This window comes from Helcobacillus massiliensis (assembly GCF_014191425.1).
In the GTDB taxonomy this organism is placed as follows: Bacteria; Actinomycetota; Actinomycetes; order Actinomycetales; family Dermabacteraceae; genus Helcobacillus; species Helcobacillus massiliensis.
In genome coordinates, this window is the sequence record NZ_JACHWP010000003.1 from 1 (window position 1) to 25,153 (window position 25,153).

The 25,153-nt window shown below is 69.5% G+C and carries 22 protein-coding genes and 3 tRNA genes; 12 read left to right on the forward strand and 13 right to left on the reverse strand.

The genetic code is table 11. The features are described from left to right. The first annotated feature begins 113 nt into the window (after nt 1-113). Complete coding sequence (pheA, locus tag FHX50_RS06910; RefSeq protein ID WP_183375965.1) at nt 114-1,082, forward strand: prephenate dehydratase; 969 nt, start codon at nt 114-116, stop codon at nt 1,080-1,082. Nucleotides 1,083-1,120: 38 nt separating this feature from the next. On the opposite strand, the gene FHX50_RS06915 is transcribed toward pheA, so the two are convergent. After that, nucleotides 1,121-2,089: a diacylglycerol/lipid kinase family protein gene (locus tag FHX50_RS06915; RefSeq protein ID WP_183375968.1), complete on the reverse strand. Its 969-nt coding sequence runs from the start codon at nt 2,087-2,089 to the stop codon at nt 1,121-1,123. A 22-nt stretch (nt 2,090-2,111) separates the two neighbouring features. Between FHX50_RS06915 and serS the strand changes: the two genes are divergently transcribed. Genes serS through FHX50_RS06925 form a run of 3 tightly spaced genes read left to right on the forward strand, consistent with a single transcriptional unit; the run spans nt 2,112 to nt 4,791 of the window. After that, on the forward strand, nt 2,112-3,371 hold the full coding sequence (serS, locus tag FHX50_RS06920; RefSeq protein WP_183375971.1) for a serine--tRNA ligase: 1,260 nt from the start codon (nt 2,112-2,114) through the stop codon (nt 3,369-3,371). After that, complete coding sequence (locus FHX50_RS12115; protein ID WP_343064057.1) at nt 3,372-4,274, forward strand: HAD family hydrolase; 903 nt, start codon at nt 3,372-3,374, stop codon at nt 4,272-4,274. After that, nucleotides 4,267-4,791: an aminoacyl-tRNA deacylase gene (locus FHX50_RS06925; RefSeq protein ID WP_246370856.1), complete on the forward strand. Its 525-nt coding sequence runs from the start codon at nt 4,267-4,269 to the stop codon at nt 4,789-4,791. Before FHX50_RS12115 ends, FHX50_RS06925 begins: the two co-directional genes overlap by 8 nt. A gap of 21 nt (nt 4,792-4,812) precedes the next feature. Here the strand turns inward: FHX50_RS06925 and FHX50_RS06930 are convergent, their stop codons facing one another. After that, nucleotides 4,813-5,865, reverse strand: a complete 1,053-nt coding sequence (locus tag FHX50_RS06930; RefSeq protein ID WP_183375976.1) for a zinc-binding dehydrogenase — start codon at nt 5,863-5,865, stop codon at nt 4,813-4,815. 293 nt (nt 5,866-6,158) lie between these two features. Between FHX50_RS06930 and FHX50_RS06935 the strand changes: the two genes are divergently transcribed. Beyond that, a tRNA-Ser gene (locus FHX50_RS06935) sits at nt 6,159-6,246 on the forward strand. 98 nt (nt 6,247-6,344) lie between these two features. On the opposite strand, the gene FHX50_RS06940 is transcribed toward FHX50_RS06935, so the two are convergent. Next, nucleotides 6,345-6,860 carry a hypothetical protein gene (locus FHX50_RS06940; RefSeq protein ID WP_183375978.1) on the reverse strand — a complete coding sequence of 172 codons (516 nt, stop codon included), beginning with the start codon at nt 6,858-6,860 and terminating at the stop codon, nt 6,345-6,347. A gap of 305 nt (nt 6,861-7,165) precedes the next feature. Here FHX50_RS06940 and FHX50_RS06945 point away from each other — a divergent pair, with 305 nt between their 5' ends. Together FHX50_RS06945 and FHX50_RS06950 are read left to right on the forward strand one after the other, a co-directional pair. Continuing rightward, the gene (locus tag FHX50_RS06945; RefSeq protein ID WP_183375981.1) at nt 7,166-7,642 is read left to right on the forward strand and encodes a peroxiredoxin; all 477 of its coding nucleotides are present in this window, start codon (nt 7,166-7,168) and stop codon (nt 7,640-7,642) included. A 3-nt stretch (nt 7,643-7,645) separates the two neighbouring features. After that, nucleotides 7,646-8,653: a hypothetical protein gene (locus tag FHX50_RS06950; protein ID WP_183375983.1), complete on the forward strand. Its 1,008-nt coding sequence runs from the start codon at nt 7,646-7,648 to the stop codon at nt 8,651-8,653. On the opposite strand, the gene FHX50_RS06955 is transcribed toward FHX50_RS06950, so the two are convergent. Further along, nucleotides 8,559-9,329, reverse strand: a complete 771-nt coding sequence (locus tag FHX50_RS06955) for a CDP-alcohol phosphatidyltransferase family protein (protein ID WP_183375986.1) — start codon at nt 9,327-9,329, stop codon at nt 8,559-8,561. The genes FHX50_RS06950 and FHX50_RS06955 overlap by 95 nt on opposite strands. A 234-nt stretch (nt 9,330-9,563) precedes the next feature. Between FHX50_RS06955 and FHX50_RS06960 the strand changes: the two genes are divergently transcribed. Continuing rightward, nucleotides 9,564-9,653 (forward strand) — tRNA-Ser (locus FHX50_RS06960). 307 nt (nt 9,654-9,960) lie between these two features. Continuing rightward, nucleotides 9,961-12,807, forward strand: a complete 2,847-nt coding sequence (gene ppc, locus FHX50_RS06965) for a phosphoenolpyruvate carboxylase (RefSeq protein ID WP_183375988.1) — start codon at nt 9,961-9,963, stop codon at nt 12,805-12,807. Between the two features lie 76 nt (nt 12,808-12,883). Here ppc and FHX50_RS06970 read toward each other — a convergent pair whose 3' ends face one another. From FHX50_RS06970 to FHX50_RS06995, 6 genes are all read right to left on the reverse strand, one after another. Then, nucleotides 12,884-13,531, reverse strand: a complete 648-nt coding sequence (locus FHX50_RS06970; protein ID WP_183375991.1) for a response regulator transcription factor — start codon at nt 13,529-13,531, stop codon at nt 12,884-12,886. Continuing rightward, nucleotides 13,528-14,679, reverse strand: coding sequence for a sensor histidine kinase (locus tag FHX50_RS06975; RefSeq protein ID WP_183375993.1), 1,152 nt, complete (start codon nt 14,677-14,679; stop codon nt 13,528-13,530). The genes FHX50_RS06970 and FHX50_RS06975 overlap by 4 nt, the downstream gene beginning before the upstream one ends. Beyond that, on the reverse strand, nt 14,676-15,437 hold the full coding sequence (locus FHX50_RS06980; protein WP_183375997.1) for an ABC transporter permease: 762 nt from the start codon (nt 15,435-15,437) through the stop codon (nt 14,676-14,678). Before FHX50_RS06980 ends, FHX50_RS06975 begins: the two co-directional genes overlap by 4 nt. Further along, nucleotides 15,434-16,402 (reverse strand): ABC transporter ATP-binding protein, encoded by a 969-nt coding sequence (locus FHX50_RS06985; RefSeq protein ID WP_183375999.1) that lies wholly within the window; start codon nt 16,400-16,402, stop codon nt 15,434-15,436. Before FHX50_RS06985 ends, FHX50_RS06980 begins: the two co-directional genes overlap by 4 nt. 176 nt (nt 16,403-16,578) lie before the next feature. Next, entirely contained in the window at nt 16,579-17,505 is a 927-nt protein-coding gene (gene focA / locus FHX50_RS06990; RefSeq protein ID WP_183376002.1) for a formate transporter FocA, read from the reverse strand. A 188-nt stretch (nt 17,506-17,693) separates the two neighbouring features. Next, nucleotides 17,694-19,916: an HAD-IB family hydrolase gene (locus FHX50_RS06995; protein WP_183376005.1), complete on the reverse strand. Its 2,223-nt coding sequence runs from the start codon at nt 19,914-19,916 to the stop codon at nt 17,694-17,696. A 109-nt stretch (nt 19,917-20,025) separates the two neighbouring features. Between FHX50_RS06995 and FHX50_RS07000 the strand changes: the two genes are divergently transcribed. From FHX50_RS07000 to FHX50_RS07010, 3 genes are read left to right on the forward strand one after another with little or no spacing between them, the layout of a single operon-like run. Next, complete coding sequence (locus FHX50_RS07000) at nt 20,026-20,799, forward strand: SDR family NAD(P)-dependent oxidoreductase (RefSeq protein ID WP_183376007.1); 774 nt, start codon at nt 20,026-20,028, stop codon at nt 20,797-20,799. After that, nucleotides 20,796-21,494, forward strand: coding sequence for a lysophospholipid acyltransferase family protein (locus FHX50_RS07005; RefSeq protein ID WP_183376010.1), 699 nt, complete (start codon nt 20,796-20,798; stop codon nt 21,492-21,494). The genes FHX50_RS07000 and FHX50_RS07005 overlap by 4 nt, the downstream gene beginning before the upstream one ends. Next, entirely contained in the window at nt 21,491-23,188 is a 1,698-nt protein-coding gene (locus tag FHX50_RS07010; protein ID WP_183376013.1) for an FAD-binding oxidoreductase, read from the forward strand. Before FHX50_RS07005 ends, FHX50_RS07010 begins: the two co-directional genes overlap by 4 nt. A gap of 64 nt (nt 23,189-23,252) precedes the next feature. Here FHX50_RS07010 and FHX50_RS07015 read toward each other — a convergent pair whose 3' ends face one another. From FHX50_RS07015 to FHX50_RS07025, 3 genes are all read right to left on the reverse strand, one after another. Next, entirely contained in the window at nt 23,253-23,453 is a 201-nt protein-coding gene (locus FHX50_RS07015) for a hypothetical protein (protein ID WP_183376016.1), read from the reverse strand. A 202-nt stretch (nt 23,454-23,655) separates the two neighbouring features. Next, a tRNA-Arg gene (locus tag FHX50_RS07020) sits at nt 23,656-23,728 on the reverse strand. Nucleotides 23,729-23,822: 94 nt separating this feature from the next. Beyond that, on the reverse strand, nt 23,823-25,019 hold the full coding sequence (locus FHX50_RS07025) for an LppM family (lipo)protein (protein ID WP_183376018.1): 1,197 nt from the start codon (nt 25,017-25,019) through the stop codon (nt 23,823-23,825). Nucleotides 25,020-25,153 lie beyond the last annotated feature (134 nt).

The window sequence follows — 25,153 nt, forward strand, 5'->3', positions numbered from 1 at the left end:
CGGGGCGGCGCCGACGGCCGCCGCGGCGGGGCCCACCAGCAGGACCGCAGTGAACAGGACCATCAGGTGGAGCAGGCGGCGCATGCCCCGATGGTAGGGCATAGGGTTGCGCCATGCGCTTTGGATTCCTCGGTCCCGAACGGACCTTCACACATCAGGCACTTCTTCAGGTCCTGAAGCAGCCGCTGCTGCAGGACGCGCTGAGGACCACCGGGCAGGAGCTGATCGCCTACCCGAACGTGGCCGGTGCCGCCGGCGACCTCGTGGCCGGTGACATCGACGCTCTCATGGCACCGATCGAGAACTCCGTGGAGGGCGGCGTCTCCGGCACCCTGGACGTCCTCGCCGCCACCACCGGCCTCACCATCATCGCCGAGGAGATCGTCCCCATCACGTTCGTCCTCGCCGCCCGCGAAGCCGTGGAGCTCTCCGAGATCCGCACGGTCGCCTCCCACACGCACGCGCAGGCGCAGTGCGCCGACTTCGTCCGCATCAACCTGCCCGGCGCCGCCCCCATCCCCGCGCTGTCCACCGCGGAAGCGGCCCGCACCATCGCGGAGATGGACCCGTCGGACCCGGCCGCCCGCACCAGCGCGGCGCTCTGCTCCCCGCTCGCGGCGGAGAGCTTCGGCCTGCACGTGCTGGCCGACGGGGTCGAGGACAACATCGGCGCCCAGACCCGCTTCGTGCTCGTGGCCCGCGACGGGAAGATCCCTCCCCGCACCGGCACCGACAAGACCACCATCGTGGCCCACCTGGCGCACAACCGGTCCGGGTCGCTGCTGGAGATCCTGGAGATCTTCTCCGCCTACGGCGTGGACCTCTCCCGCATCGAATCGCGGCCCCTCGGGGACGCGCTCGGCCGCTACTCCTTCTCCATCGACATGGAGGGGCACCTGGAGGACCGGCGCGTGGAGGCAGCGCTGCAGAGTCTGCACCGCATCTGCTCCCGCCTGGTGTTCCTCGGCTCCTACCAGCGGGCCGACGGGGCCGAACCGACCGTGGACGACGCCGTCTCCGACACCACGTTCGATGAGGCGCAGGAGTTCACCGCCCACCTGCGCGCACAGATCGCCGACTGACGCCGGTCAGGCGCCCGGCAGGTCAGGTACCCGGCGGGTCAGGCCTGATCGCGGGGGATCCGCACGGCGAGCGCCCGCGGCTGCACCCGCGCGGACACCGCGGTGGCGCGGCCGAGGGTGTCGCCGTCCACCTGCACCGGCATCGACTTGCGGCTGCTGACGGTGACGCGGCGCGCCTGGAAGGTGCGCGAGGACGAGATCTGGGCGAGCTCCGGCGCGTCCGGCAGCACCAGCTCCGTGGCGATCTGCGCGAACCCGGCCGGTCCGCGCCAGTTCAGCGCGAGGATCTCCAGCGACCCGTTGGTGGCGTCCGCACCGGGCATCAGCGTGACGCCGCCGGGCAGGCGGCCCACGTTGCCGATCATGACGGTGCGTGCCCGCATCGACATCTCCCGGCGGCCGTCCAGGGTGAGGGACACCCGCATCGCCTTGCCGAGCACGCGCGTTGCGCCCGCCAGCACGTAGGCGGCCACGCCCACCACCTTCTTCAGGCGGGACTTGGTGTCCGCCATGACTTCGGCATCGAACCCGACACCGGAGATGACGAGGAACGGATGCTCCTCGTCGGTGTCTGCGGGCTCGTCCTCCTCGGTGCGGCCGCGGTCGATGCTCAGCCAGCCCAGGTCAATGGTCTCCCGGGCGCCGTCGGCCAGCACCGCCACGGCCCCGTCGAGATCATCCACGGGGATCTCGAGGTTGCGGGCCATGAGGTTGCCGGTGCCCACGGGGATGATGCCGAATTCGGTGGAGGTTCCGGCGAGTGCGCCGGCGACCATGCGGACGGTGCCGTCACCGCCGGCGGCGACCACCATGTCCGCCCCGTCGGCCAGCGCCCGCTCCGCCTGCCCGGTGCCGGCGTCCTCCACCGTCGTCTCGATGAAGACCGGCTTCGGCAGTCCGTGCTCGGCGAACAGCTCTGCGACCTCCTCGGTGAACTCCGAGGGGTCATCGAACTTCGACGGGTTGACGACCACGGCGATGCTCGTGGGCTTTGATACGTGGTTCACAGGGCCAACATACAATGAGCGCATGATTGATCTTCGCCAGCTCCGTGAGAACCCCGACATCGTCCGTGAGGCACAGAAGGCGCGCCGCCGCGACCCCGCCACGGTGGACGCCGTGCTGGAGGCGGACGCCGCCTGGCGCGAGAAGACCCGCGCCTTCGAGGACCTGCGCGCCGAGCAGAAGTCCTTCTCCAAGCAGATCGGGAAGGCCTCCGCTGAGGAGAAGCCGGCGCTGCTGGAGAAGGGCAAGCAGATGTCGGCTGATGTCAAGCGCCTGGACGCTGAAGCCGACGAGGCGCTCGCCGCCCGCAACAGCGCCCTGCGCGCCATTCCCAACATCGCGGAGGGCGCACCGGAGGGACTGGAGGAGGACTTCGAGACCCTCGAGGAGAACGGCACCATCCCCACCTTCGACTTCGAGGTGCGCGACCACCTGGAGATCGGCGAGAAGCTGCAGGCGATCGATATGCAGCGCGGCGCGAAGGTGTCCGGTGCACGGTTCTACTTCCTGCGCGGTGTGGGCGCCCAGCTGGAGATGGCGATCCTCAATGCAGCGCTGGACCAGGCAACGAAGGCCGGCTTCACCCCGATGATCACCCCGACCCTCGTGCTGCCGGAGACCATGGAGGGCACCGGCTTCCTCGGTGAGCACGCCGACGAGGTCTACCACCTCGACAAGGGCGACGACCTGTACCTCGTCGGCACCTCGGAGGCGGCCCTCGCCGGCTACCACCGCGACGAGGTGCTCGACCTGGACGGCGGCCCGATCCGCTACGCCGGCTGGTCCGCCTGCTACCGCCGCGAAGCCGGCTCGTACGGCAAGGACACCCGCGGCATCATCCGCGTCCACCAGTTCCACAAGGTGGAGATGTTCTCGTACTGCAAGGTGGAGGAGTCCTACGAGGAGCACCAGCGCCTGCTGCAGTGGGAGCGAGAGATGATGGAGCGGATCGATGTCCCCTACCGCGTCATCGACACCGCCGCCGGCGACCTCGGCACCTCCGCCGCCCGCAAGTTCGACTGCGAGGCGTGGATCCCCAGCCAGAACACGTACCGCGAACTGACCTCCACCTCGAACTGCACCCAGTTCCAGGCGCGCCGCCTCAACATCCGGGAGCGCCACGACGGTCAGCTGCGCCCCGCCGCCACCCTCAACGGCACGCTCGGCACCACCCGCTTCATCGTGGCGGTGTTGGAGAACCACCAGCAGGCCGACGGGTCCGTGGTGGTGCCCGAGGGTCTGCGTCCGTACCTCGGGGGCCGCGAGATCTTCGAGGTGAAGTGAGTGCAGGGCGCCCTGCATGAGCCCGCCGGGATGCCGCGCGGCCTGATGGACCTGCTGCGGTCCGAGCCCGCCGTGGTGGGCCTGGATGTGGACGGCACCCTGCTGGATCACCGGATGCGGATGTCGCCCGCGATCGCGGACGTCCTCGCCCGCCTGTCCCGCTCGCAGCACCACACCGTGATCGCGACCGGCCGCGGCCTGTCGAAGACCCTGCCGGTGGTGCGCGCAGCCCAGGTGGCCGACGGGTACGCCGTCGCCGCAAACGGCGCCATCACCGCCCGGATCCAGGGCGGCGACGCGGAGATCATCGACACCCGCACCTTCGACCCCGATGAGGCGCTGCGCCGCATGCGCGAGGTGGTGCCGGAGGGCCGGTACGCGGTGGAGACCGCTGCGGGTGACTTCTTCGCCACGGAGTCGTTCGAGGATGCGGAGTTCGGCATCCATGCCGAGGTGGTGTCCTTCGAGGAGCTGTGCGACCACGAGGACGTGATCCGCGTGGTCGTCACGAAGCCGGACATGCCGCGGGAGGAGTTCCGCCGGATCGTCCAGAAGGCCGGGCTGCACGGTGTGGAGTACGCGGTCGGGTATTCGTCCTGGCTGGACATGTCCGCGCCGGGCGTCACGAAGGCGACTGCGCTGGCCCGCACCATCGACCTGCTCGGTGCCCGGAACGTCCTCGCGATCGGGGACGGCTCCAACGACATCGACATGCTCCGCTGGGCGAACCTCGGTGTGGCGATGGGGCAGGCGAACCGGAACGTGAATGACGCCGCGGATGCGGTCACCGGCACGATCGAGGAGGACGGCGCCGCCGCGGTCCTCAACGAGCTGCTGGCAGGAACCGAGTTCGCGCAGGACCCGTCGGCCGGCAGCGTGGGGGAGTGGGTCTACGTTGGCTGAGCAGGCCGGGCAGCCCGCTTCTGCTTCCGGGGCCGACGGCAACCGCGCGCTCGCGGCGCTCGCCGCCTCCGGCATCGACTACGACGTCACTGAGACGCAGCGCGCTTCGTCCCTCGAGGAGGCGGCGCACCTGCGCGGCATCGACCCGCATGACCTGGTGAAGTCGATGGTGGTGCGCTACCGGTACCCGCAGGCAGCGCCCGGCACCGACGAGCACCGGTACGTGATCGTGCTGGTGCCCGGTGACCGCGCCATCTCGTGGAAGAAGTTGCGCGCACACCTGGGGACGAACCGGGCGGCGATGCCGAGCGCTGAAGAGGCGTTCGAGGTGACCGGGTTCGAGCGCGGCACCATCACCCCGTTCGGTGCGGGGCTGCCCGTGGTGGCGGATGAGACCGTCGGCCGGGGCCGCATCTCGATGGGTGCGGGGGAGCACGGCCGCGCCGTGTTCGTCAACGGCGCGCAGATGCTCGAGTTCGTCAGCGCCGATATCGCTGACGTCACCGACCCCACCTGAACCACGACGTTCGGGCGCTCCTCACCGGACGCGCAGCACGACCTTCCCGAGGTGCCCGCCGGCGCGCAGGATCTGGTGCGCTGCGGCAGCGTCCTCGAACGGCACCTCCGCCTGGATCGGGACGCGGATCTGCCCGCTCTGGATCAGCGGCCACATCTGGGAGCGCACCGCCTCCATCACTTGGGCCTTCGCCTCGCCGCGGCGGAACCGCAGGGTGGTGCCGATGATGTGCGCCTTCTTCAGCATCACCTGCATCACCGGCAGAGTGCCTGTCGCGCCGGCGAGCACGGCGATGATGACGAGCCGGCCGTATTCGCTGAGGGCGCTGACGTTCTTCTCGAGCGCGTCACCGCCGCCGAGGACGTCCAGAATGACGTCGAAGCTGCGCGGCCCGTCGCCGGCGGCGATCTGCTCGAGCACGTCGCCGTCGTGCCGGTTGAGGGCCACGTCCGCACCGATGCGGCGGAGGAGAGCCGCGTTGGTGTCGCTGCCGGCGATCGCGGTGACGTGGGCGCCGCGCGCCTTCGCGAACTGGACTGCGGTGAGGCCGACGGATCCCGTCGCCCCATGGATCAGGACCCGTTCGCCGGCGCGGACCTGCGTCTCGAGGTGCAGGTTCGAGACGACCGTGGCGGCGGCTTCGAGCACGGACGCCGCGAACGCGAAGCGGTCGGACGCGGTGCCCGTCGCCTCAGGGTTCCCGTCGGCCGGCCTGTCGCCGTCTGCGATCCCGTCGGCCGGGGTGGTGGGCTGCTGGGGGAGGGGCAGCAGCGCCGACTCCTCCACTGCGACCACCTCGGCGTACCCGTTGCCGGCCACCAGGGCGACGACCTCCTCGCCGGTGTCGCGCCGGGTGCCGGCGATCTCCACGCCGGGCGCGCAGAACTCGGCGCCGTCGGCGGTCCTCAGCGGGGTGAGGAACGGCGGGGGCGGGTAGGCGCCGGCGACTTCGGCGACGTCGGCGCGGTTCACACCGATGGTGTGGACGTCCACGAGGACTTCGCCTGTGGCCGGGGTCGGTTCGGGGGCGTCGATCAGATGGAGGGAGCGGTCGGAGATTCCGAAGGTGCGCATGCCACCAGCGTAGGGGCGCCGGCTCCGCCACCTGGGTGCCCGGCGCTGACGCTCTGGCCCGGTCGCCCGTGCCGCTCTGGCCCGGTCGCCCCTGACGCGAGCACGCGTCGGCGTATGCAGGCAGCCCGATCGCCCTGGGGCACTGGTATGCCGCTATGCGCCAACGGATGCTGGCGGCCAACGGATGCTGGCGGCCGACGGAAGCTGACAGTCCGCCGGCATCGCGCCCGCTGGTAGACTGTTGCGGCGCCGTTGGCACCGCTGACATTCATGTCGGCACCGCTGACGTGCAAGGAGAGTTGACCGAGCGGCCGAAGGTGGCGGTCTTGAAAACCGCTGTGCGGTAACCCCGTACCAAGGGTTCAAATCCCTTACTCTCCGCCGACGAGAGCATGACGGACGACCGGTCCCGAGAGGGGGCCGGTCGTCCGCTGTTCTATGGGCTGGTCTGCTCTCTGTTCGCGCCCTGTCGTTGAGACTCAGGAACCATCTCGAGTGATGATGATGTCGAGCCCGTAGTTCTCGCCGTAGGACCACTGGTACGTGAGGCCGTTCGCGGATTCTGTTTGCCGACCATCGATCATCCGCGTCGTATCCATGGCTCGGACGATGCTCTCAGGCGTATCGAGGTAGCTGAGTGCACAGGCGAGTGCGTCGATGTCGATCGTGTCCTCCGCCTTGTCCGCCGTTCCCTTGTGGTCGAGGACCAGCCCCTCGCCATTGTCGATCACCGCAGAAGCGGGGAGCTCACAGAACTCCTGCGTCCATTCGAATTCGGTTTTCCGTGGCGGTTCAGAGGTCGTGGGGGTCGCAGCCGGCGCAGCGGACGGCTGCGGTGGCGTCGTCGCAGGCGCAGGTTCCGTCGTGGTGCCGGAGACGTCTTCTGCAGATGCTTCCACGGGGTCATCGGAGGATTCGTCAACGCCGAAACCACTGATCGAGCCGCAGCCGGTCAGCGCGATCGTGGAGAGAATGACGACGAGCTTCTTCTTCATCGGGGACGATCCTTCAAAGCGGAACGAAAGGGGGGAACAGCCCTATTCTATTGGTGGTTGAGCAGTGGAACCGACCAGAGGTCCCGGGGGTTCTGGGGCGGCATGAGGTGTGGTTCAGTGAGCGACTGGGACCATGGTCATCGGCGGGCCCCAGACCGAACGCGGCGCCGGCCGCGGCCTCGTCAGCGCCGGAGTGACGACCAGGCGATTCGTCCACTTTCGTCGAATGGAGCGCCTGGTCACCGCGCCGATACAGTGGTGAGCTCGCGCGCCGCCCACAACCGCCCTGAATGAAGGAGACAGTGATGTCCGCGCAGAATGTGAAGCTGGAAGTGGGCCAGATGGCCCCCGACTTCGACCTGCCCGCTGCGGGCGGTGGTCGCATCTCGCTGGCCGACCTCGCCGGCGCCCCCGCCCTGATCTGGTTCTACCCGGCGGCGAACACGCCCCTGTGCACCACGCAGGCGTGCGACCTGCGCGACAACTACGACATGTTCACCGACGCCGGGTACCGCATCGTCGGCATCTCCCCGGACCCGATCGAGGACATCGAGACGTTCGTTGAGAAGCAGAACCTGCCGTTCACCATGGCGGGCGACGAGTCCCACGAGGTGATGGCCGCGTACGGCGCGTGGGGCATGAAGAACATGTACGGCCGCCAGGTGGAGGGCACTATCCGCTCCACCTTCGCGATCGACGCCGAAGGCCGCCTCACGTTCGTGAAGTACCGTGTCGGCACCCCGAAGCACATCGCTGTCCTGCGCGAGAAGCTCGCCCTCTGACGCATGGGGTCGATCGCGGACATCCCCCTCCTGCGCGACGCCGCGGTGGACCCGTCGGCCGTGCGGGAAGCCGCTGGCGTACCCATGCTGCTGTCGCTGGACACCCGCACAGTCCGCGAGGAGCCGCTCGCCGGCGCGATCCCGGCCGTGCTGGCCGGCGCCGACTCCGCAGGGGCCGACGTCGGCAGTGCGGGCACCGCGGGGGCCGACGGGGGCGAGCCCCACACGCTCACCGCTCTCGGCAGCGCCCTGCGTGTCGCGCTGGCCGACGGGGTCCTGCTGTGGGTCACCGCCCTCACCCCTGAGGAGCACGCAGCGTGGCAGGCATCGGACCTCGCGCCGCTGATGCGCGACCTCACCGACCACTCCTCCGCCGACAGCGCGCTGGTCGTCGGCATGGCGCCCACCGCGATCGTCCGCCACCTCCTCAGCGCCGGTGAGGAGCAGCGCGCCCTGCTGCGCGGATGGCTGGACGGCATCGACACCCTGAAAGTGCCGGTGGGCCTCTCCCGCGACCTCGCCGACTCGGGTGTGCGGGTCCGTCACCGCAGCCGGTGGGAGCGCTGGTCCCGCTCCGCCACCGTCATCGCGTACACGATCGTGTTCGTCTACTCAGCGCTGCGCGCCCTGCCGGTGTCCCTGGTGAAGGAGTTCCACGGCTCCCTCCTCACTCTGTGGGCGATCGACCTGATCACCGCGTTCCCCTACACGTGGGGCGTGATCACGGCCGTGTCCGGCACGAGCCGCCGCCAGCGCATCGCGGGCCTCGCCGTCACGGTGGGGACGTTCGTGGCGCCGTACGTATACTTCTGGTTCCACGGCAGGCAGTATCCGCCCACGGTGATCGTCGTGGTGGTGCTGCTGATCGCGTCCGGGGTGGCGCTGGAGGTCACCAAGTATGTGCGGACAGCGCGGCTCAGTCGGCGGCTGCGGGAGCCGTCGGCGCCGCTGGGGCGGACCCGCCCTGCACCGTCCGCAGTGCGCTCACCAGCAGGAACCACGACCCGCTGATCCACCACAGGGCCAGCAGGCCTGCCGGGCGGTGCGGGTGGTCCGCCACGAGGATGCCGGTGGTGGCGATCCAGATGGTGACCGCGACGATGTTGAACGGCATGAGGCGGCGCACCCGGAACGGGTGCAGGTACGTCCACGGGACGAGGGTGAGCGCCGCGAGGATGACGATGGCGGCGCCGGCGCCCCAGGCGGGCAGCTGCAGGATCCACAGGGCCACGCCGACCACGTTCCATGCCGCGGGGAACCCGACGAAGAAGAAGTCGAAGGACTTCACCCCCGTGTTGCAGTAGCAGAACATAGAGGAGATGCAGATCAGGGCGGCCGCCGCCCACGCCCAGGTGTCACTGCCGAGGTCGATGTGGGTGGCGATGAACAGCGCCGGGATGAACGTCCAGGTCAGGTAGTCCACGAGGTTGTCGAGGGTGGTGCCGTCGAACCAGGGGATGACCTCCCGGACGCGGGCGCGGCGCGCGAGGGAGCCGTCGAGCCCGTCGACGATGAGCGCGACGCCGAGCCATCCCCACATCGCGGCGATGTTCCCATCGGACAGCGACTTCAGCGCCAGCAGCGCCCACAGCAGCCCCGACAGGGTCAGTGCATGGACGGCCCACGCGCCGGTGATGGCGCGTCGGGTCGGCGGGACGGGGCTGGTGGCGGCACTGCTGGACGACATGCGCTCCATTATGCGGTGGGGGCGGCCCGGGCGAATCAGACCATTGACCAGATCATGCGTGAGCCCCGGCACAGCACCTCCGGAATCCCTCCGGGATGACGGCACGCGAGGGGCCGACGGGTGAATGGTGTGACAGCGGTCCGCCTGCTTTGTGCGCAGGGCCCGACGTCCGATAAGGTGACTCGGTACGGACAGCGCTTGCGGCGGACACCGCCCACAGTGCAGACCGTGCAAGGAGACGTGGCAGAGCGGCCGAATGCGCTCCCCTGCTAAGGGAGTAGGTGGTGTTGATCCGCCTCGGAGGTTCAAATCCTCTCGTCTCCGCCGCGAAGAAGTGCCGCTGACCAGCAGAACCGCTGGATCAGCGGCACTTTTTCGCATCCTGCGTGATCGCCGTCCAGATCCTCCGCTGAAGGAGCTGCCGGTGCAGGAGCTGCCCCGCGCGAACCGGGCAGGCTCATGATGTGAACCGCGACCCCCAACTGGTGGACGACCGGCTACAGTGGGGACCGTCCGTTCGGAGCTGAGCCGGCCGCTTCGCCGCCCCCGCTGTGGGAATCCGAACGCACCCGGCACGGCCCCGGCAGCCCGCTAGAGCGCGCACCCCGTCGGCGCGCACCGAGGAGACCGGATGCCTGAGAACATGCACCTGCCCACCCTGACGGCAGAGTTCCCCGTGGTCGGCGACGACCCCCACATCGACGCCCCGCTGCGCGCCACCGTGCGCCGCCTGTCCACGATGCTGGGACAGACCCTCGCCGACCAGCACGGCCAGGAGCTGCTCGACCTCGTCGAAGAGGTCCGCCAGCTGTCCAAGCACGCCTCCTCCGCCGACGGTGACGACGGCACCCGCCGCGCCGAGACCATCCAGCAGCGTCTCGCCGACCTCCCCATCGAACAGGCCACCGCGCTCACCCGCGCGTTCACCCAGTACTTCCTGCTCGCCAACGCCGCCGAACAGGTGTACCGCGTCCGCGCCATCAAGGACACCGACACCGACAAGCAGTGGATCCCCACCACCATCGGCCAGATCGCCGACGAACTCGGACCCGAGGCGCTGCAGGAGACCATCGACTCCCTCGACACCCGCCTCGTCTTCACCGCGCACCCGACGGAGGCCTCCCGCCGCGCCGTCCTCACGAAGCTGCGCCGCATCTCCGACCTCCTCGACAACGACACCGCCGAGGGCACCCGCGAACGCGAGAAGCAGGACCGCCACCTCGCCGAGATCATCGAACTGATCTGGCAGACCGACGAACTGCGCGACTTCCAGCCCACCCCGCAGGACGAGGCGCGCAACGCCCTCTATTACCTGCAGCAGATCTACGAGATCACCATGCCGGGCTTCATCGAGGACCTGCGCGACGAGGCCCGGCGCCACGGCGCCGACGTCCCCGTCGGCCGCGTCCCCCTCCGCTTCGGCTCCTGGATCGGCGGCGACCGCGACGGCAACCCGTACGTCACCGCTGACGTCACCCGCGATGTCCTCGCCATGCAGGCCGAGACCGCCCTCGACATCACCCGCGGGGTCCTCACCCGCCTCATCCAGTCGATCTCTGTGTCCTCCACCATCGTCGGCGTCGACGAAGAGATCGGCGACTCCGTCGACGCCGACTTCGCCGCCAACCCCGCCATCGGCGACACGGTCCGCCGCGACCTGTTCGAACGCGAGCAGTACCGCCTGAAGCTCGTCGCCATGCGCGTGAAAGTGGACCGCACCCGCGACCGGATCCGCAGCGGCTCCGCGCACCAGCCGGGAGTCGACTATGCCTCCGGCGACGAGATCCAGGCCGACTTCGACGAAGTCCGCGACTCCCTCCGCGCCCACCGCGGGAACCGCGTTGCCGACGGTGAGCTCGCCATCGCCCAGAGCGTCCTCGCAGGAGTGGGGCTCACCCTCGCCATCCTGGATGTCCGCGAACACGCCGAGAAGCACCACGATCTCCTCACCGAGCTGTACGCCCTGATGGGCGAAGACGACCTCGACGGCTCCGGCGCCTCCTACGCCGACCTCACCCGTGAGCAGCGCACCGACCTCCTCGGCCGCGAGCTCGGCAGGGGCCGCCCCATCGCCGGCGCCCTGGTCGGCACCGACGACTCCCCGCTGAGCGACTCCGCTGCCGCCGTGTTCTCCGTGTTCACCGCGATCCGCGACGCCCACCGCACCTACGGCACCGACGCGATCCAGACGTACATCGTCTCCATGACCCGCGGCGCCGACGACCTCCTGGCCGTCGCCCTCCTCGCCCGAGAAGCCGGCCTCGTGGATCTGCGCGGCCAGCACCCCCGCGCCGATATCGGCTTCACCCCGCTGCTGGAGACCGTGGACGAACTCCGCGGCGCCGGCCGCATCCTCGACGAACTCCTCAGCAACGAGCACTACCGCGAGATCGTGCGCCTGCGCGGCGACCGCCACGAGGTCATGCTCGGCTACTCCGACTCCAACAAGGAGTCCGGCGTGATGACCAGCCAGTGGGAGATCCACCAGGCGCAGCGGCGCCTGCGCGACGTCGCCGCGAAGCACGGCGTGACGCTGCGCCTCTTCCACGGCCGTGGCGGATCCGTCGGCCGCGGCGGCGGCCCCACCTACGACGCGATCCTCGCCCAGCCCAACGGCGTCCTCGAAGGCGAGATCAAGTTCACCGAACAGGGCGAGGTCATCTCCGACAAGTACACTCTGCCGGTGCTGGCGCGGGAGAACCTCGACCTGTCCCTCGCCGCCGTCATGCAGGGCTCCGCGCTGCACCGCGAACCCCGCACCCCCAAGGACCGCCTCGCCCACTTCGGTGACGTCATGCAGCAGGTGTCCGATGCCGCCTTCGCCCGCTACCGCACCCTCATCGACGACGAGAACCTCCCCGAGTACTTCGTCGCCTCCACCCCGGTGGAGCAGCTCGGCGAACTGAACATCGGTTCCCGCCCCTCGAAGCGCACCACCAGCGAGAAGGGCCTGGACGGCCTGCGCGCCATCCCGTGGGTGTTCGGCTGGACCCAGTCCCGCCAGATCGTGCCCGGCTGGTTCGGCGCCGGCTCCGGCCTCAAGGCCGCGCGCGAAGCCGGACTCGGGGCGGACCTGCGCGACATGTACGAGCAGTGGCACTTCTTCCGCACCGTCATCTCCAACGTGGAGATGACCCTCGCGAAGACCGACATGAACATCGCCGCCCAGTACGTGCACGCCCTCGTCCCCGAGCACCTGCACCACCTGTTCGACGCGATCCGCGCCGAATACGACCTCACGGTCGCCGAAGTGGAGCGCCTGACCGACGTGGTCGAGCTGCTGGACAACAATCCCGTCCTCAAGCGCACCCTGTCCGTGCGCGACCGCTACCTCGACCCGATCAACCACATGCAGGTGGCGATGCTGCGCCGCGTCCGCGAAGCACAGGCGCGCGGTGAGGACGTGTCCGAGATGGAGAAGCGGGCGCTGCTGACCACCATCAACGGTGTCGCGGCCGGTCTGAAGAACACCGGCTGACCGTCGCCCCTCCTCTGCGCGGCGCCGCGGAGGGGCGGCCGTTGGGGCCCAGGAAGCCGACGGGGGCCCGGGTCGGCTAGAGCCAGCCGTTGTCGGTGGCGATCCGCACCGCCTCGTAGCGGTTCGACGCCCCCGTCTTGCGGATCGCGCTGGAGAGATGGTTGCGGACCGTGCCGTCCGAGAGGTGCAGCGCCGCAGCGATCGCAGCGGGCCCCGAGCCGTCCGCGGCGGCGCGGCACACCTCGACCTCCCGCTCCGACAGCGGATTGTCCGGCGCCATAAGGGAATCCGCCGCGAGTGTCGGATCGATGACCCTGAGGCCGGCGTGCACTCGGCGGATCGCGTCGCTCAGCTGCTCCGGCGGCGTGTCCTTCACAACGAAGCCGCTGGCACCCGCCGCGATCGCGCGCTTCACGTAGCCGGGCCGGCCGAACGTCGTCACGATCAGCACCCGCGTGCCCGGCGCCTCGGCCCGCACCGCGGCCGCCGCATCCAGGCCGTTCATGCCGGGCATCTCGATGTCCAGCAGCAGCACGTCCGGGCGCAGGTCGCGGACAGCCGCGAGCACCTCGTCGCCGCGGCCCACCCCGCCGATCACCTCCACCCCGGCCTGCAGGTTCAGCAGGGCGGTCAGCGCCGCCCGCACCAGGTCCTGGTCCTCCGCGATGACCACCCGGATCGGGGCTGCGCCCGCACCCGCGCCCGCGGTCGTGGTGGCGCTCATCGCATCCTCACCGTCACTGCCGTCCCCTCACCAGGCGCTGACTCCACCGTCACCCGGCCGCCGGCCTCGGTGACGCGGCGGCGCAGACCGCGCAGCCCGTTCCCGTCGGCCGCCTCCCCGCGGCCCCGGCCATCATCGACGACCTGCAGCCGTCCCGGTGCCACGGTGATCGTGCACCGGGACGCCTCCGCGTGCCGCACAGTGTTCGTCACCGCCTCCCGGAGCACCGCGGCGAACAGGTCCGCGTCACGCCCCGCCGCAGGCTCAGCGGCCGACGGGTCCGGTGCATCCACCGCGACACCCGCCGCCGTCAGCGCCCGCTGCGCCGCCGCCAGCTCCTCGGACAGGCTCGACTCGCGGCCCCGCATCACCGTGGTGCGCGCCTGCGCCAGCGCCTCCCGGGACAGCTCCGCCACCTGCTGCATCTCCGCCTGCGCGGCCGACGGGTCCGCCGCCACCAGACGCGAGGCCAGCTCCGCCTTCAGGTTGATCACCGTGAGGGAATGGCCGAGGACATCGTGCACGTCTCGGGCGATCCGCTCCCTGTCCTGCGCGGTCGCCAGTTGGTGCCGCAGCTCCGCCTCCGCCTCCATCCGTGCCGTCATCGCCGCCGTGATCAGGACGAAAGCCGACCCGGCGAGGGTGAAGCCCAGCACCGCCGGCTTCGGCATCTCCGGCGCCAGCAGCAGCGCAGCCGCCGTCCCGACCAGCGCCACTGCACCGCCCACTGGCAGGGCGATCCGCGGCGGGTGTGGGAAGGCGATCGACGCCACCACGAACGTCAGCAGGGAAAACGCGATCGCGAACAGCAGCGGATACAGCGCGATCATCAGCGCGGTCAGCAGGGCGGTCCACAGCCACAGGAGATCCCGTCGGTTGCCCTCCGCCCAGTGAGGGGAACGGCCGAAACCGAGAAGGTACACCACCGCGAACACAGTGAGAATGGCGAGGCCGATGCCGCGCCGCGCCGGGTCGGGGTAGGTGGTGAAGAGCGCGATCAGCGGGAACGCGACATACAGCAGCCAGATCCCGGCCATCCCCATCACAGGCAGGTGCAGCGGGCCGCGGATCCCCGGCCGAGCGGCGCTGGCCGAAGCCGTGCCGGGCCGGTCCGCGTCAGCCGCCGGGGCGGTGCGCTCTCCTGTCATGCGCGTCCCTTCTGCCGGTGCTCCAGCGCCCAGCATATGCCGGCGAACACCCCGAACCACACGAGCGTCATCACCAGCGCGAACCCGAGCGACTCCTCGTGCAGGGCGCCCCCGTTGGTCGGCTGCACCCCCTCCGACAGCGGGAAGTGCGCAAGCACGCTCGGGCCGTACAGCGGGGTGAAGCGTGCGAACGCGAGCAGATCCTCGCTCAGCGGCATGAACATGTTGGAGGCGAACGCGAGGATCACCAGCGATGTCGCCGCCACCGACACCGCCGAATCCGACCGGAACAGCAGACCGAAGATCATCCCGAAGAATCCGAACGGGATCGCCGCCGCTGCGCACAAAACGGCAGCGGCGAGCCAGCGATCCAGCGGCATGTCCGCGTTGGTCACCAGGCCCGCGATGTTCACCGCGATGACCGGCAGCAGCACCCGCACCAGGATGTCCGCGCCGCGCGCCAGCAGAAGGTCACCACCGCTGAGCGGCGTGAGGGCCAGCTGGCGGCCCCACCCGGAGCTGCGCTCCACCACGGTCATTCCGGCGGCAGCGACAGCGGCTGTCGCGCCGCCGTACAGCGCCATCGACACCATCGTGTGCGCGGAGACGTTTCCGTGCCCCGCCTGCATCTCCCCGTAGGGCTGCAGGGCCCCGAACATGATGAACATGCCCACGGGCAGAACGATCGTGAAGAACAGCCCGACCCAGTCGGCGGTGAGGCGCTTCAGGGTGAGGGCGATGAAGGTCAGGCGGTTCATGCGGCTGCGCTCCTGGACTCGGTGGTGGAGGATGAGGGGCCGACGGGTTCCGCGGCCGAATCGGTGAGGGCGGCGAACGCGTCATCGAGCGACGCCTGCCGGATCTGCAGATCGTGCACACCGTCGTGCGCGAGGAGCACCCGCGCTGTCTCATCGGAGTGGGCGGTGGCGAGGGAGAGCCGGCCTGTGTCCACGTGCACCTCCCGGGCTTCGGGGAGGGCCTCGACGAGACAGCGGGCCCCGTCGGCCCCCATCCCCGCCGGGAGGCGGCAGGAGACGTGTGCGAACTGCGCGAGGGAGCGCACCTCGTCGACCGGCCCGTCCGCGAGGATCCGGCCGGCGCCCATCATGATGATCCGCTCGGCGAAGCTCTCCGCCTCCTCGAGGTAGTGCGTGGCGAACAGGATGGTGCGCCCGCGTTCGGCCTGCGACGCCATCGCGTTCCAGAAGCGCCTGCGGGCCGACGGGTCCATCCCCGTTGTGGGCTCATCCAGAACCAGCAGGTCCGGCTGCGGCAGGATCGCGAGCGCGAACCGGATCCGCTGCTGCTCACCGCCGGAGCAGGCCTTCACTCGGCGGTTCGCGATCTCCGTGAGCTGCGCGTCTTCGAGGACCTGGCCGACGGGCGCCGGGTCCCGGTAGGCCGCGGCGATCATTCGGATGGTGTCGCGGACGGTGAGGTCCGGCAGGAGGCCGCCGGTCTGCAGCTCCGCGCCGACGCGCCCCGCTCTCACCGCGGCCCGGGGCGTCTGCCCGAGCACGCTGACGCGGCCCTGAGCGGGACGGGTGAGGCCGAGGACCATGTCCATGAGGGTGGTCTTGCCGGCACCGTTGGGGCCGAGAAGGGCGACGATCTCACCGGGGCGGATCGTGGCGGAGACGCCGCGGACGGCGTGGACGCGGCCGCCGGGGCCGACTCTCTGATGCACCTCGTCGAGGCTGATGGCGGGTGTGTTCTCGTTCATGACACCAGAATCCCGCCGGGGGAGGGGCGGTGCGCAGGGACGGTGTCACTGATCCGCCATGACAGCTGTCATGGTTCCCGGCAGCCCCGCCGGCCCCGGCACAGCGGAGCGCCGACCCCGTGGAGGGGCCGGCGCTCGGTGCGGATATGGTTCCGCGTGACGCGGAGGGGTGCGGCTCAGCGTGCGGAGTGGGAACCGCCGTCGGTGCGGTCGACTCCGTCGGCCTTCTCCGCCGGAGCGGCAGCGGCCTGAGCGGCAGCGCGCTCCTCGGCGAGCGCCTTCCGCCGGTAGGCGACCCAGAAGTACCCGCCCACGAACAGGGCACCGCCGATGATGTTGCCGATCGTCACCGGCAGCAGGTTGTGCAGCACGATGTTGCTGATCGTGACGGAGGAGAAGTCCGCCTGGGTCACGCCCGCGGCCTGCACGGCGTCACTGCCCCAGAATTCGGCACCGAACACGTGGGTGATCACCCAGCCCATCGGCAGCATGAACATGTTCGCCACGGAGTGCTCGAACCCGGTGGCGACGAAGAATGCGATCGGGCCGGCGATGCCCAGCATCTTGTCCGTGGCGGAGCGGCCGGCGAACGCCATCCACACAGCGAGGCACACGGCGAGGTTCGCCATCACGCCCAGGGCGATCGCCTGGACGAAGCCGAGGCTCAGCTTGCCCTGGGTCGTGTTCACCACGACGAGGCCCCAGGCGCCGCCGTTGCTCAGCGGAGTCTTCGCCAGTGCGATGATCGCCACCACGATGAGGGCGCCCACCAGGTTGCCGATGTAGGACACGGCCCAGTGGCGGGCCATCATCCCCCAGCTGAGGCGCTTCGACAGCGTCGGCATGAGGGACATGGTGGTGCCGGTGAACAGGTCCGAACCGGACATCACCACGAGCATCAGGCCGGTGGAGAACACCAGGCCGCCGATGAGCTTCGTGACGCCGATCGGCAGGCCGGACGTGGGGCCGACCCCCTGCTGGGTGGTGACGAAGAAGATGAAGCCGAGGGCGATGTAGGCGCCGCCGGTCAGCGCGAGCCAGAACAGCTCGCCGATCGGCTTGGTGGCTTTGGCGTACATGCCGTCCTCCATGGCCTTCGCCATGGCAGGAGGCGTGGGAATGACGAGTTTGGGGACGATGGAGGGTCCACGATCGGTCCTTCCTGGGACGCTGTCCGGGGGGGTGATGGGGCGTCCCCGAGCGGAACGCCCTTTCCTACACTACGCCCCGTTCGGCGGTGTCCCCGGGACCCTTGTCGGGCAGCGACCGTCGACCCCTCAGCGCGGGACCGTCACTTCCAGTCGAGCACCTGCCAGCGCTGCTTCTTCGCCTCCGCGTACAGTCCCAGGTCGGGGGAGATGGCCGACGGGTGCCCCAGCAGCCGCAGCCACGACGCATCAGCGACGGAGTCGCCGTAGCCGTAGGACTTCGCGAGGTCGAGGCCGTGCTCGTCGGCGTACTTCCGCAGCCAGTTCGCGCGTGCCTCGTCCACCACCGGCGGGGTGGCGAGGTAGCCGGTGAGACGGCCGTCCTCACCCAGATGCATGCGGGTGGCGACCACGTCATCGAACAGGTCCGCGATCGGCTCCACGAGCAGATCGAGCGCACCGGTCACGAGCACGGTGCGGTGACCGGCCTTCCGGTGCTCCTCGATACGGGCGCGGGCCTCGTCGCGGATGGAGGCGCGGATCTTCTCCCCGAGCTCCCCGGACAGCACACCGCGCAGCTCCGCGGGGGTGTACCCCCGGTAGCGGCGGTTCACGGACCGGATGAACTCCGAGCGGTCCCGGGACTCCGCCAGCAGGTACTGCGGCAGCGCGGACGCCAGCTTCGCGCTTTCGGCTGCCCAGGCGCGGCGAGGGCGAGTGGCGCGCATGATCGACAGGTACTGCTGCACGATGTTCTGCGCGATGACGGTGCCGTCGAGGTCGAACACGGCGAGGACGTCCGAGCCCTCCTTCAGAGCGGCGGGGCCTCGGGCCTCGCGGCGGCGCTGGGCGGACTTCGCCCGCTTGTACGCCTTCGTCAGCTCGGTGAGGGCCGGCAGGTGCTGCTTCTGGAAGAAGTCCTTCCAGTTGATGACGGTGACGTCGAAGTCGTTGGTGGCGAGGAAGTCCGCCGGCAGCTCCTCCCGGAGAGCGCGGGTGTTCGCGTCGTCGAACACCATTTCGGTCTTCGTGTAGTGGCGGTACAGGTCGGTGAACTTCCGCAGGGTCTCCAGGCCGCTCACGGTCCTATGCAGCTGGCCGGCCCACTGGCGGGTGCGCTTCGTGCCCGGCAGCTGGCTGGTGATGAGCTGCGCGGTCTTCGCGGCCTTCTGAGTCGCCCAGAAGCGCGCCTCGATGAGCTGCACGGACGGGAACGACCACGTGGGGACCTCGATGGGGCTGCCGTCATCGTCGGTGAGGGGGTGCTCCTGGAAGTAGCCCTGCACCGCGGACACCATCTCGTGGAACGGCAGCGGGTTGGAGGAGCCGGAGACGACCTGGAAGTAGGCGTCATCGCCGCGGCGGGACACGTCCTGCGTGGCGAGCGCGGTGATGACGTTGACGATGAAGTCGACCGGGATGATGTCGAGGATGGAGTCGGCGAGGCCGGGGAATTCCGGCAGGCGGCCGTTGCCGTACGCCATGATCAGCGGGTCGGCGACCTTGTAGCCGTCCAGCCAGCCCGGGTAGGGGCGGCGCAGTGCCGACTCGATGATGGAGGGGCGCACCACGGACAGGCGGTGGCCCTTCTGGGCCCACAGCTCCTCGGCGACGCGCTCCGCCATCGCCTTGGTGAAGGTGTAGATGTCGGTCCAGCCGAGGGAGTTGGCGCGCTGCAGGCCGTAGTCCTGGAGGCGCTCGTGGACCCAGTCCTGGCGGGCGCGCTCAGCGACCTCCGCGCTGGCCTTCGGACCCATCTTGCCGGCCTCGAACGCGGCGCGGCGCATCAGCCGGCGCAGCACCTCCGGAGTGCGGGACTGCGCTTCGACCCGGTCCTTCGCGGCGAGCGCCATGTCGTATTCGGCGCGCCAGTCCGCGGTGTGGGTGAGGCGGCCTTCGCGGCGCAGGCCCTTGGCGAGGCCGGACACGTACGCGGTGGAGACGTGGATGACGTGCGGGTCCTGATCGGACTCCAGCAACGCCTCGTACAGGTTCTTCGCGCCGCCCACGTTGGTGGCGAACGCTTCGTTGATCGGCGGGTCGAAGGACACCGAGGAGGCGGAGTGGATGACCACGTCGAGCTTCTGCGTCAGCGGCGGCATCGCGGTGAGATCGCCTTCGAGGACGTCGACCCGGTCGGCGAGGGCCGACGCGACCTCCTCCTTGCTGGTGCGCTCAGCCCAGGAGGTGAACACGGGCTTGCGCAGCAGACCTTCGAGGCGCTTGCGCCCGGTCTGGGAGCCCTTGGGTCGGATCACCGCGGTGACGCGGACATCGGGGTGGTTCTCCAGCAGGTCCTGGAGGACGGCCTGTCCCAGGAATCCGGTGACGCCGGTGAGCAGGATCTGCGAGTGAGCATTCGCCATGACGAGGTCGTTCTCCCAGGTGGAATCGGGTGATGTGGGCCGTCGTGACCCCTCCCGCGAGGCGCCTGGAGGGGCTGAGGGCAGTGCGGCCTAGTGTATCGTAGGGCGCATGCACAGGGCCCTCATCACCGGCGGAACGTCAGGTATCGGGGCGGCCTTCGCCAGGGCCTTCGCACAGCGCGGCGCTGACCTGGTGATCGTGGCCCGCAACCCCGAACGACTCGACGCCTTCGCCTCGGACATCCGTTCCCGATACGGCGTGGACGTGGAGACCATCGAGGCTGATCTGGTCCACCGCGATGACCAGCAGCGGATCGTGGAGCGCCTCGAAGCGGACCCGCCGATCGACATCCTCGTCAACAACGCCGGCTTCTCCGTCCGGTCAGACGTCCTCGGCGAGGACCTCTCCCTGCACGACGACGGGCTCGAAGTGATGGTCCGCGCCGTCTACCACCTGTCCGGCGCCGCCGGCCGCACCATGGCGGCGCGCGGCGAGGGCACCATCATCAACGTCACCTCCACCTCCGGATACGTGCCGCAGAACAACTACTCCGCCATCAAGGCGTGGGCGCAGATCTACACGGAGGCCCTGTCGGTCCGCCTCGCCGGCACGGGTGTGCGGGTGGTGGCGCTCGCCCCCGGTTGGGTGCGCACCGAGTTCCACGAGCGCGCCGGCATCAACGGGACCTCGATCCCGGGCTTCCTGTGGCTGGACCCGGACCGCCTCGTGGAGGAGTGCCTGCGTGACGCCGCCGCCGGCCGCGTCATCTCCATCCCTTCGAAGAGGTTCAAGCTGATCGTGGCGCTCTCCCGCCTCGCGCCGCGCTCCATCATCCACCGAATGAGCGCCTGGCTGACGGCGCGGAGGAACAAAGAGAAGTGAATCAGTACCACGACCCGGCCCTCTACCGGTCCCGCTGGCGGTCGCGGATCCGTCGGCTGCTCCAGCGCGGCGTCTTCCGCAGCATCGTCGGGTCGGTGGTGACCCAGACGATCAGCGTGCACCCGTCGGTTCACAAGGTCCGCGGCGCGTTCGTCCTGGTCGCGAACCACTCCTCGCACCTGGATGCGCCGATGCTGATGCAGGGCCTGCCGATCAAGCAGGCGCGCTACCTGTCCACGGGCGTGGCACGCGAGTACTTCTTCGAGGTGTGGTACCGCCGCATCTTCGTGCGCTGGATGTTCAACGCGTTCCCGATCGACCGCGACGGCTCGAAGAAGAACTCGGGTCTCAGCCGCCGTCTGCTGAAGGCTGGGGTGCCGATCCTGGTGTTCCCGGAGGCGACCCGCTCCACGACCGGCCGCATGGCCGAGTTCAAACCGGGCGCGGCTGCGCTCGCCACCGGCGTGGGCACCCCTGTGATCCCGGCGGCGCTGATCGGCGGGCATGAGGCGATGCCGAAGGGCCGCAATTGGCCGAAGCCGGGCAGGCCGCCCGTCGGGGTCGTGTTCGGTGAGCCGATGCGCCCGTTCGAAGGGGAGGTCGTCACCGACTTCTCCGCGCGCGTGCAGGCCACCGTTGCTGAACTGTACGAATCGAATTACCGCACTGTGATGGGGGAGGAGCTGAGCGAATGATCTCGGCAGCTGATGTGAAGCGCCACAAGTGGTGGGGCTGGGGACTGGACGATGTCACGTTCCGCTTCGACAACAAGCCGCTGTTCGCGCCGCTGGTGAAGGAGAAGGTCGGTCTCGACCTCGACGCCATCACGCCGCGCCCCGAACCGCAGCTGTCCGACTATGAGGTGCCGGCGAGCGTGCTGTCCTCGGAGGACGCCGCCGCGCTGACCGCGATCGTCGGCTCGGAGAACGTCCGCACGGACGACGAGTACCGCGTGGTGCACTCCTTCGGCCGCTCCGTCACAGACCTGTTCCGCGCCCGCATCGGCGACTTCCGCCGCATCGTGGATGCTGTCGTGTATCCGGCGAGCGACGAGGAGGTGCAGTCGATCCTCCGCCTCGTGGTGGAGCGCGACCTCGTGGTCATCCCGTTCGGCGGCGGCTCCTCCATCTCCGGCTCCGTCACCCCCGATGTGGACGAGAAGCGGGCGATCATCACCCTGAACCTGGGCCGGATGCGCCGCGTCCTCGACATCGACGACACCGCTGGCCTCGCCCGCGTCCAGGCCGGCGTGTACGGCCCGGACCTCGAGGAGCAGCTGCAGGAGCGCGGCTGGACGATGGGCCACTTCCCGGACTCGTTCGCGTACTCTACGCTCGGCGGCTGGGCCGCGACCCGCTCCTCCGGTATGCAGTCGGACAAGTACGGCGACATCGAGGGCATCGTGCGCGGGCTGCGCCTCGTGCAGGCCGACGGGGTCATCGACACCAAGCCGATTCCGGGCCGCGATTCCGGGTCCTCCGTGCACGAGATGGTGCTGGGTTCGGAGGGCCGCCTCGGTGTGATCACGGAGTGCACGGTGCGGGTGCACCGGGTCGCCCCGGTGCGCGAGGTCATCGCGTACATGTTCCCGGATTGGGAGAGCGGTGTGCGGGGTATGCACGCGATTGCCCGCTCGGAGGTGCATCCGGTGTTCACGCGCCTGTCGGACGGCCCGGAGACCCGCTTCTCACTGGCGATGGTGAAGGAGCCGGAGTCGCGGAAGTCGAAGGCGATGGCGAAGGTCCAGGAGGGCCTGTTCGCGTACCTGCGCTCGAAGGGCTGGGACACCCGTGAGGAGATGTGCATCTCCTACGTGTGCTTCGAGGGGACGAAGCAGCATGTGGAGCGGGAGAAGTCCGCGGTGAAGCGGATCGTGAAGTCCGTCGGCGGCATCACGCTCGGCGCCGGCCCCGGCAAGATCTATGACCAGAAGAAGTTCGACACCCCGTACCTGCGGGACTTCCTGCTGGGGATGAACGTGTACGGCGATGTCTCGGACACCGGCACCACGTGGTCGCGCCTGAACGAGATGCACTCCTCGGTGTACGACGCCTTCTACCGGAAGCTCGACGAGATGGGGCTGCGCGGCTTCATGTTCTGCCACATGAGCCACAGCTACCACCAGGGCGCGTGCCTGTACTTCACGTTCGCTGTTCCGTACGAGTCGGATGAGCGAATGCTCGAGGAGTACACGGCGCTGAAGCACGCGATCCAGCAGGAGTTCATGCACCACCTGGGCACCGTGAGCCACCACCACGCGGTGGGGACGGAGCATCAGCCGTGGATCGCAGAGGACATCACCGAGGGCGGCGTGCGGATGCTGAAGGATCTGTACGCGGCGCAGGACCCGGGCGGCAACTTCAACCCGGGCAAGATCGTCACGCCGTAGCCCCGGCGGCGCCCCTGCCCCACGGCCGAATCCCCGGCCTCCCCCGCAGTCGGCCCCGGTCGTCTCAATCGAAAGCGACTTTTTTGCGGTAAGCGCCCTGCCGATCCGCAAAAAAAGTCGCTTTCGTTTCTGGCCCCGTCGGGTCTCTGGCCCTGGGTTTCTGACACCGCCGGGTCCCCCGGCTCGCCGCCGCGCTGCCCAGATCTTCGATGCGCTGGCTGCAGAGTTCGCTGGATGTGCCGAATTCGGGCTCGATAGCGAACATCCGTCGAATTCTGCGGCTGGGCGGGGCCGTCGAACTGCGCAGCCGATCCTCCTCGGCCGTTGCGGCGAAGATTCGGACTGCGTTGCGGCGAGCCTTCGGGCCCCTGCGGCGAGCGCCCTCCGAGCACTGCGAAGCAACGGACGGGGCCCCGGGCAACGAGAAAGCCCCGAGATCATGGTGATCTCGGGGCTTCTCAGCACTGCGCGCCCGGAGGGATTCGAACCCCCAACCTCCTGATCCGTAGTCAGGTGCTCTATCCGTTAAGCTACGGGCGCTTGCCGTTTCCGACCTTCTCAACATTACTCGAGTTGGTGAGTCGATGCCAATCGAAGGCCGGGCGGCGGGTCCTACATCACAAAGTGCGTCGTCTCATCGGCGCGGGCGCTGCGGGGTCGGCGGAGACTGCAGGTCGCCCGGGCGGTGCGGCTGCTGCGGGGGCATCGCGGTGTTCGGCGCGAGCGGCTGCTGGCCCGTGGGAGCCTGCGGTGCCGACGGGGCCTGAGAGGCGGACGGTGCCTGTGCCGCCGACGGGGCCTGCGGTGCCTGCGGCTGGCCCGGCATCATCGGCTGCTGGGGTGCAGCGGAGGGCTGGCCGGTCGCGTACTGCTGGCCCGGCGCCTGCGGTGCCGGAGCGGCCGACGGGGCCTGCGGTGCCGACTGAGCCTGCGGGGGCGACTGAACCTGCGGAGCTGACGGAGCTTGCGGGTGTGCCTGCGCCTGCGGCTGGCCCGGTGCCTGCGGGTGCTGAGGGTGCTGCGGTGCAGCGACCGCGGCTGCACCTGCTCCAGCCTGGTGCGGCGCATGCGCACCGCCCTGGCCCGGAGCTGCGGGGGAACCCGTCGGCTGCTTCCCCTGACCCCCGCGGCGCCTGCGGAGGAAGAAGAACGCCGCCGCGGCCAGTGCTGCCAGCAGCAGAAGAACGAGCAGGGTGGTGACGATCGCACCCCATGGGAAGCCGCTCTTCACCTCGGACTTGATGTTGACGCCCTGGGTGAGGAGATCGTGCAGATTGGTGATGCGGACGGTGTCGCCGTCGATCTCGCCGCTGACGCTGGAGAGCACCTTCCCCGGCATGGTGATCTCAACATCGACCTTCGCATCGTCGAGGTCGATGCCGTGCTCCCGTGCATTCTTGACGAGGTCGTTCCATTCGTCCTCGCTGATCCGCTGACCCTCATCCGTGACGAGGCGCAGAGCCTTGCCGTTCTCCTCCTCGGTCAGCATCTCCTTGATCATGTCGTGCTTGCCCTCATATTCGATGCGGCAACCGGAGCCGCCACCCGACGTGACGGGGGTGACCCTCAATCCGGGTGTGTTCGGTTCTTCGGCTTTGGTGTCCTCGCAGAACTCCGCGACGGAATCTCTGTTGAACGCCATCGCGGCAGCGGTCTTCTGGTCGACCTTCAGAGTGAGGTCGATGGAGACCGTGGACTCGTCCTCGAAATCGACTTCTCCCTTCAGCTCACCGCACGCGGCGAGGGTGAGGAGCAGCAGCGGTGCCAGGAGCACAGCGAGGAGACGACGCCAGGCGGCGCGGGGTGGGTGCGCGGGGGAGGAGAGGTGCATGAGCGCGGGCCTTCTTGACAGGGACGAGCGGGGCCCGTGAGCGCGGGCCGACGGATGCCGGCTTCCCGACCAACCGGGAGCCTCACGATTGTCCATTATAGGCCGATTTCACCGGAGCGGGAACGGCCAGGGCG